This is a genomic window from Flavobacterium sp. (assembly GCF_043779715.1).
GTDB lineage: Bacteria > Bacteroidota > Bacteroidia > Flavobacteriales > Flavobacteriaceae > Flavobacterium.
In genome coordinates this window covers 1-7627 of sequence record NZ_JAYWDT010000137.1, presented here as the reverse complement: position 1 = coordinate 7627, position 7627 = coordinate 1, and the positions used below count along the sequence as shown (strand labels likewise).

The 7627-nt window shown below is 30.4% G+C and carries 6 protein-coding genes; 4 read left to right on the top strand and 2 right to left on the bottom strand.

From position 1 onward, the window contains the following. Nucleotides 1–176 precede the first annotated feature (176 nt). From ACH2BG_RS06900 to ACH2BG_RS06885, 4 genes are read left to right on the top strand one after another with little or no spacing between them, the layout of a single operon-like run. Nucleotides 177–1412 carry a DUF4856 domain-containing protein gene (locus ACH2BG_RS06900; protein ID WP_395046974.1) on the top strand — a complete coding sequence of 412 codons (1236 nt, stop codon included), beginning with the start codon at nt 177–179 and terminating at the stop codon, nt 1410–1412. A gap of 53 nt (nt 1413–1465) precedes the next feature. Continuing rightward, nucleotides 1466–2581, top strand: coding sequence for an imelysin family protein (locus ACH2BG_RS06895; RefSeq protein ID WP_395046973.1), 1116 nt, complete (start codon nt 1466–1468; stop codon nt 2579–2581). A 2-nt stretch (nt 2582–2583) separates the two neighbouring features. Next, nucleotides 2584–3951: an HTTM domain-containing protein gene (locus ACH2BG_RS06890; RefSeq protein WP_395046976.1), complete on the top strand. Its 1368-nt coding sequence runs from the start codon at nt 2584–2586 to the stop codon at nt 3949–3951. Beyond that, nucleotides 3932–6367 (top strand): TonB-dependent receptor family protein, encoded by a 2436-nt coding sequence (locus ACH2BG_RS06885; protein ID WP_395046975.1) that lies wholly within the window; start codon nt 3932–3934, stop codon nt 6365–6367. Before ACH2BG_RS06890 ends, ACH2BG_RS06885 begins: the two co-directional genes overlap by 20 nt. On the opposite strand, the gene ACH2BG_RS06880 is transcribed toward ACH2BG_RS06885, so the two are convergent. Together ACH2BG_RS06880 and ACH2BG_RS06875 are read right to left on the bottom strand one after the other, a co-directional pair. Next, nucleotides 6364–6750 (bottom strand): acyl-CoA thioesterase, encoded by a 387-nt coding sequence (locus tag ACH2BG_RS06880; protein ID WP_395046972.1) that lies wholly within the window; start codon nt 6748–6750, stop codon nt 6364–6366. The two genes, ACH2BG_RS06885 and ACH2BG_RS06880, sit on opposite strands and share 4 nt — an antisense overlap. A 5-nt stretch (nt 6751–6755) precedes the next feature. Beyond that, nucleotides 6756–7244 carry a PAS domain-containing protein gene (locus tag ACH2BG_RS06875; RefSeq protein ID WP_395046971.1) on the bottom strand — a complete coding sequence of 163 codons (489 nt, stop codon included), beginning with the start codon at nt 7242–7244 and terminating at the stop codon, nt 6756–6758. Between the last annotated feature and the right edge of the window lie 383 nt (nt 7245–7627).

Here is a 7627-nt window from a genome sequence, read left to right as displayed (position 1 = left end):
GTAATTGAATTAAAAAAAAAGAATATCTTAAGAAAATTAACCTTTAATTTATTTAAAATAGAACAAATGTTAAATTCTAAAGTTTATTTAGAATAAATTTAAACAAACTTTGTTTTTCTCAATTTAGACTATATCTTTGCAAAAATTATTTTAATTCAATCTAAATAAACAATATTATGTTGCACAAAAATTTACTATTAACATCATTAACCGTTTTATTATTAGCTTCATGTTCTAAAGACGATGACGATATTACTACTGAAGCGCCTGCCTCTTTTAATTACACAGTTCCAGCAACATATACATTTGAAAGAAACACTGTAACTTCTGTTGATTATGCAGGACAAACAAGTCGTTTATTAATGTTAGACGAAATGGGTACTTACATAAAAACTGCTGCAACAAACACCACTGTGGCTGACGATGTTTTTTTATCTGAAATGTACCTCAACACTAACAATCGTTTTACTGGAATAGGATTAAATACATCTGGAAAACAATTAAAAGATAAAACTGCTGCTTCAAAAGACTACTTTACCTTATTTTACGGAGGAGGATCAACTGCAGAACAAGCAAACATACGTGACTTCTACGAAACCCAGTTTGACAATGCTGATCTTGCGAGTCAAGGCGCTACTGCTGCTGCAGGTGTTGCAGGTGTTTACCCTGATGGCACTAGCAAAAGATTATTTGCTACCAACGGATTAGAGCCACAACAAGTTTTCCTAAAAGGGATGATGGGTTCTTGCATGATGGATCAAATTTCTAATAATTATTTAAGTTTAAACAAGTTAGACGAAGCAACTAATAGAGCTGATAACACTAATAAAGTTTTAGTTTCAGGTAAATCTTATACTGCAATGGAACACGCTTGGGACGAAGCTTACGGCTATGTTTATGGAGCAGATAACACAACTGTAACCCCAAATACATTCAAATTCTGGAGTAGTTATATCAATCAAGTGAATGCCGATGTAGATTTTAATACCCTTAAAGCCGATATCGATTTAGCTTTCCGTAAAGGTAGAGCCGCAATTGTTGCCAATGATTATGCAGTTCGTGATGCTCAAATAGATATTATCAGAGCAAAATTAGCGATGATTCCTGCCGTTAGAGCTGTATTCTATTTACAAGCTGGAAAGGGTAAATTAGTAACGGACAATGGTGCTAAAGCTTTTCATGATTTGTCTGAAGGTTACGGCTTTATCATGTCATTAAGATACACAAACAAACCAGGAACAAACAATCCCTATTTCTCAAAAGCAGAAGTTGATGCTATGTTAGCTTCTATGGTAAGCGGTACAAATGGTCTTTGGGATATTAACACACTTGGTTCAAAACTAGACGCAATTTCAACTCAAATTGCTACAAAATTTGGATTTACAGTTGTGCAAGCTGCAACTGTAAATTAATTTAGATAAAACTAAAACCTTTCGTACTTTTGCAAATCAATTATCAGGTTAATATGAAAAAAACAATCTTATTTTTAAGCTTTATTACATTATTTTTTGCTTGTTCTAAAAACGAAGAAGAATCTGTAAAGCCCGATAACAATTATGACAGAACAGCACTTTTAACCAACTGGGCTAACAATATTATTGTTCCGAGTTATGTTAATTATCAAGCAAAAGTACAAATATTGCTAACCGATATTAACAGTTTTAACACAACACCAACTGTCTCAAATTTACAAACCGTTAGAACCTCTTGGTTAGAAGCATACAAAGCATACCAATATATTTCGATATATAATTTTGGTAAAGCAGAAGAAATAAGCATAAAAGAAACTACCAATACCTATCCTACAAATGCAGCAGGAATTGAAGCTAATATTAGTTCAGGAAGCTACAATTTAGCATTGCTATCACAATTTGACAAACAGGGTTTCCCTGCTTTAGATTATTTATTAAATGGTCTAGGAGCAAATGACACTTCAATTGTAGAATTTTATGATACTAATGCAAATGCAACAAATTACAAACAATATTTACTTGCTCTTGCTAATAGACTTAAAACTAATATTGATGCAATTGTAGTTGATTGGAATTCTGGTTTCAAAACGAGTTATATTGCCAATAACGGAACTTCCGTAAGCAGTTCAGTAAATAAAACAACCAATAATTTTGTTAAAAATTTTGAAAAGGATATTCGCGCAGGTAAGATAGGCATTCCTGCAGGTGTTTTTTCTAGTGGTGTAAAGTTTACTGAAAAAGTAGAAGGATTCTATAAAAATGACATCTCAAAAATTTTATTAAACGAGGCTGTAAAAGCCAGTCAGGATTTTTTTAATGGTAAACATTTTGGATCTGCAACGACTGGAGAAGGGTTGAAATCATATTTAGATTTTTTAAATGTCATTAGAAACAATCAGAAGTTAAGCGATATTATAAACAATCAGTTTACACCAATTTACACAGCAAATAATGCATTAAATAATAGTTTTTCAACACAAATAAATGTAGACAATTCTAAAATGCTTTTAGCCTATGATGCATTGCAACAGAATGTAGTGTACATTAAACTAGATATGATGCAAGCCTTGAATATATCTATAGATTATGTAGATGGCGACGGTGATTAATGATAAACGATAGTATAAAAAAATATTTGAATTCATATTCAGAAACCGTAACGCTAGCATTTTTTAGGCTAGCGTTTGGTTTTATGATGTTATTTAGCTTAATTCGTTTTGCTAGTTATAATTGGATAGAAAAATTTTATATAGAACCTCAATTTCATTTTACCTATTATGGTTTTAGTTGGGTAAAACCTTTAGGGAGTTTTACTTATTTATTGTTTGTAATTGCTGGTATCTCTGCTTTATTAGTGGCTATTGGTTACAAATACAGGATTGCAATTATTACCCTCTTCGTAAGTTTTACATATATCGAATTAATTGATAAAACAACATATCTCAATCATTATTATTTCATCTCGGTAATTAGTTTTATAATGATTTTTTTGCCCGCAAATGCTTCTTTTTCTCTAGATGCACTTAAAAATCCTAAAATTTTATTTCAAAAAACTCCAAGTTGGACTATTGATATTCTAAAATTATTACTAGGAATCGTTTATTTTTATGCTGGTTTAGCAAAACTAAATTCTGATTGGCTTCTTGATGCGATGCCGCTCAAAATATGGCTGCCCAATAATTCCAATTTGCCGATAATAGGCTCACTACTCAACGAAAACTGGGTACATTATGCTTTTTCGTGGACAGGAATGATTTACGATTTGAGCATTGTGTTTTTATTATTATACAAACGAACTCGAATTTTTGCATTTATTTTGGTTGTTATTTTTCATGTTTTAACACGTATTTTATTTCCGATAGGCGTTTTTCCTTATATAATGATTATTAGTACTTTGATATTTTTTGATGCAGATTTTCACAAAAAATGTTTAGACTATTTTACAAAACTATTTTCAATTGATGCTAATTACTTCGAAAACGGAAAAGTGAAAATTCAAGATTTTAATAAAATTTATAAAGTAAAATTGACTTTTATCAGTTTATTTATCACTTTTCAATTGTTATTCCCTTTTCGCTATTTTCTATACAAAAACGAATTATTCTGGACCGAAGAAGGTTTTCGTTTTTCTTGGCGGGTTATGATAATGGAAAAAGCAGGTTACACTCAATTTATTATAAAAGATAGCATTACTAAAAAAGAAATAAGAGTTAACAATAGTCACTTTTTAACTACTTTTCAAGAAAAGCAAATGTCGTTTCAACCTGATTTTATATTAGAATATGCTCATTATCTTTGTCAATATTACAAAAAACAAGGCATAAATAACCCCGAAGTCTATGTAGAAAGTTATGTAGCCTTAAACGGTCGATTGAGCCAAAAATATATCAATCCAAAAATAAATCTTGCCAACCAATATGAATCTTTCCAACCTAAAACTTGGATATTACCTTTTAATGATGAAATTATCGGATTTTAAATTTTTAGTATTTATACTTTTTAGCTTAAATAGCTTTTGCCAAAACACCATTTCGGGAACTATCACAAGTGTTTCTGGAGCAAAATTATCATTAGTAGAAATTTACAATAAAACAACAGGAAATAAGTATTTTTCAGACAAAAATGGTGCTTTTTCTATTGAAGTTGAAAAATCAGGCAGTTTTGAATTTACATTCTATAAGGAAAACTACGCGATACTAGACATAGAAATTTCACCTTCAGAAGCCAATAAATTAATTATTTTAGAAAAAACAACAGAACTATCTGAAGTTGTAATCAATAAACAAAGAGAAAAAGTATTTGCTTTAAATAGACTAAAAGATATTGAGGAAACTGCTATCTATGCTGGTAAAAAAACCGAGGTAATTGCTGTAGAAAAACTCACAGTAAACAAAGCAACCAATAGTACAAGACAAATTTTTGCACAAGTAGTTGGACTAACTATCAACGAAAGTTCCGATGGTGGACTGCAACTTAGCATTGGCGGTAGAGGACTCGATCCAAATAGAACATCTAATTTCAATACACGCCAAAACGATTACGATATTAGCGCCGATGTTTTGGGTTATCCCGAAAGTTATTATGCCACACCAACCGAAGCTTTAAACGAAATTCAAGTAGTTCGTGGTGCAGCATCTTTACAGTATGGAACGCAATTTGGCGGATTGGTTAATTTTAAAATAAAGAAACCAACTACAAAAGCATTTGAAATTACTACGAGAAATACAATTGGTACCTATAATTTATTTACCAATTTCACTTCATTATCAGGAACAAAAGGAAAATTTAGTTATTATACATTTTACAATTATAAACAAGGCGATGGTTTTAGACCGAGTTCAAAATTTGAAAGTAAAAATTATTTTGCAAACCTCAATTATCAATTTACTAACAAAACTTCCTTACATTTTGATTATACCCATTTTAGTTATTTAGCCCAACAAGCGGGTGGATTAACAGATGTTATGTTTAACGAAGATCCTTTACAAAGCAATCGAACTAGAAATTGGTTTGCCGTAAACTGGAATTTATTTGCTTTAAGACTGAAGCATAAGTTTACCAATAATGCTGATTTTTCATTGCAGTTATTTGGTTTAAATGCTTCACGAAAAGCTGTTGGTTATCGTTCTAATCGTGTTTCTAACAATGATATTATAGGAACAGAAAGAGATTTAATTATTGGAGAGTTTAAAAATTGGGGGGCAGAAGCACGCTTTTTGAAACGATATAAAATTAGAGGTAACAATAGTGCTTTTCTAATTGGAACGAAATATTATCAATCTAACAATTCTGGAGTTCAAGGTCCAGGAAGTTCCGGTTCTGATACTAATTTTACCATCGCAAGCAATGAATTTCCATTTTACACCAATCAATCTGATTATAAATATCCGAACTTAAATTTTGCTTTTTTTGGAGAAAACATCTTTAAAATTACACCAAAATTTTCAATAACTCCTGGTTTCAGGTTTGAAAAAATAAAAACGCAAGCCAATGGTTTTTACAGAAAAATAAACCTTGATTTAGCTGGAAATGTAATTCTTGACGAAACCAAATCCGAAAATATTACAAAGGACAGAAACCTATTATTATTAGGACTAGGATTAAGTTATAAACCACAAAATCGAATTGAGTTTTATAGTAATGTGTCCCAAAATTACCGTTCGGTAACGTTTAATGATATTAGAACTGTCTCGCCAAGCCAAGTAATAGATAACAATATTACCGATGAAAAAGGGTATACCTCCGACATAGGAATTCGTGGGCAAATTACCGATAAAATCACATTCGATACTAATATTTTCGGATTGTATTACGACGATAAAATTGGAGAATTTGAAACCAGAAACCCTAATGGATCTGCTGCAATTGTAAGATTTCGAGGCAATATAGGAACTGCGGTAACGTATGGTTTTGAGACAATGTTAGACTGGAGTCTAAGCAAAACTTTTTTTGACACTAAAGAAAACCTTACTTGGAATATTTTTTCAAATATTGCCATTACAGAATCAGAATATCTAAAATCAGAAATACCCAATATTAAAGGTAAAAAAGTTGAATTTGTACCTTTGTATAACATAAAAGTGGGAACAGGAATTGGTTACAAAAACTTTATGTCCAGCATTCAAATGGCTTATGTTTCGTCGCAATTTACAGAAGCAAATAATAATTTTACCGATAAAAACGATAATACTTATGGCATTTTTGGGCAAATTCCGACTTATTATGTTGCCGATTTTTCTTGTTCTTACAAATTCAAATACTTTAAAATAGAGTCTGGAATAAATAATTTCACCAACAATAGTTATTTTACAAGACGTGCAACAGGCTATCCTGGCCCAGGAATTATTCCCTCGGACAACAGAACTTTTTATACTACTTTAGAGTTTGTTTTTTAATCGATTTTAACTGGTATTTTATTTTCATCAATTGCTACAAATGTAAACTCTCCTGTAATAGCTTTTTCTCTAGAATTCGTGTACATTTCTTCAATAAAGATATCTACTCTAACTTTTAAGCTTGTAGTTCCTAAATAAGTCACTTTACCAATAAGTTCAATAATTGTTCCGTGGGGAATTGGTCTTTTAAAATCTATTCTATCACTACTAACTGTAACCATTTTCTGGCGACTATACCTTGTGGCTGTTATAAAAGCCACTTCGTCCATAAACTGCATTGCAGTACCACCAAATAAGGTGTCGTAGTGATTTGTTGTGTTAGGAAATACGGCTTTAAATACTCGTGTAATTGAATCGTTAATTTTTTCTTCTTGTGTTTTCATAGTATTTAAGATGCTATTCTTTCGAAAGCGATATAGTTTAAGAATTCTCCTTTTTTATTAAATTTCGGGATTGCTTCGATTTCGCATAAATAAGTAGAACCGTCTTTTTTGTAGTTTAAAATTATTTCTTTAAAAGGTAATTTGTTATTTATTGCTTGTCTAATATTAGTTTTTGTAATTTCTGAAGTTAAAATTCCTTGAAATATTTTAGGTGATTTTCCAATAATTTCTTCTGAATGATAACCAGTCATTGTTACAATACTTTTTGTTGCAAAAATAATTTTGAAATTTTTATCGGTTACAATGATCTCTTTCTTTTCATTGTTTACAATTTTTAGAAAACTTATTTTTTCACTCCAATTTTTCTGAATAACATCGAAACTTAGTAATTCTAAACGCTTAATATTATGAAAATCCCAACAAATAATTGGCAAGGGAATTGTTTTTAAACCTTTCCGATATTTCGCCCAAGCTTTGTCATATTCCTCTAACATACTTGAATAGATTTGGAATATTGGAAAGCAATATTAAGTTGACGATTTGAATTGAAAATTAATTCTTTGTATTTCATGCTTATTCATTTTTATTATTAAAAAAGTGAATAAAACAAACGTATTATTTCATTAGAGATTAATGAAATACGCGAGTCCAAGCACTTTCGTGATGCTTAAACAAAAATCAATTATTATGTATCTGACTTATTCCATAAAAAAGGAAAACACAGTTGCACGACAGTTCAAGAATTTCACTTGATTCCATAGGGAAAGAAAAAATCTTTCGGAATTGATTTAAGTTATTTTGTAAGTTACAAATGTAAGAATTAATATAACAAATGTTAATGTATAAGTTATAAAATCAATTTGTGTTTATTTTGAAT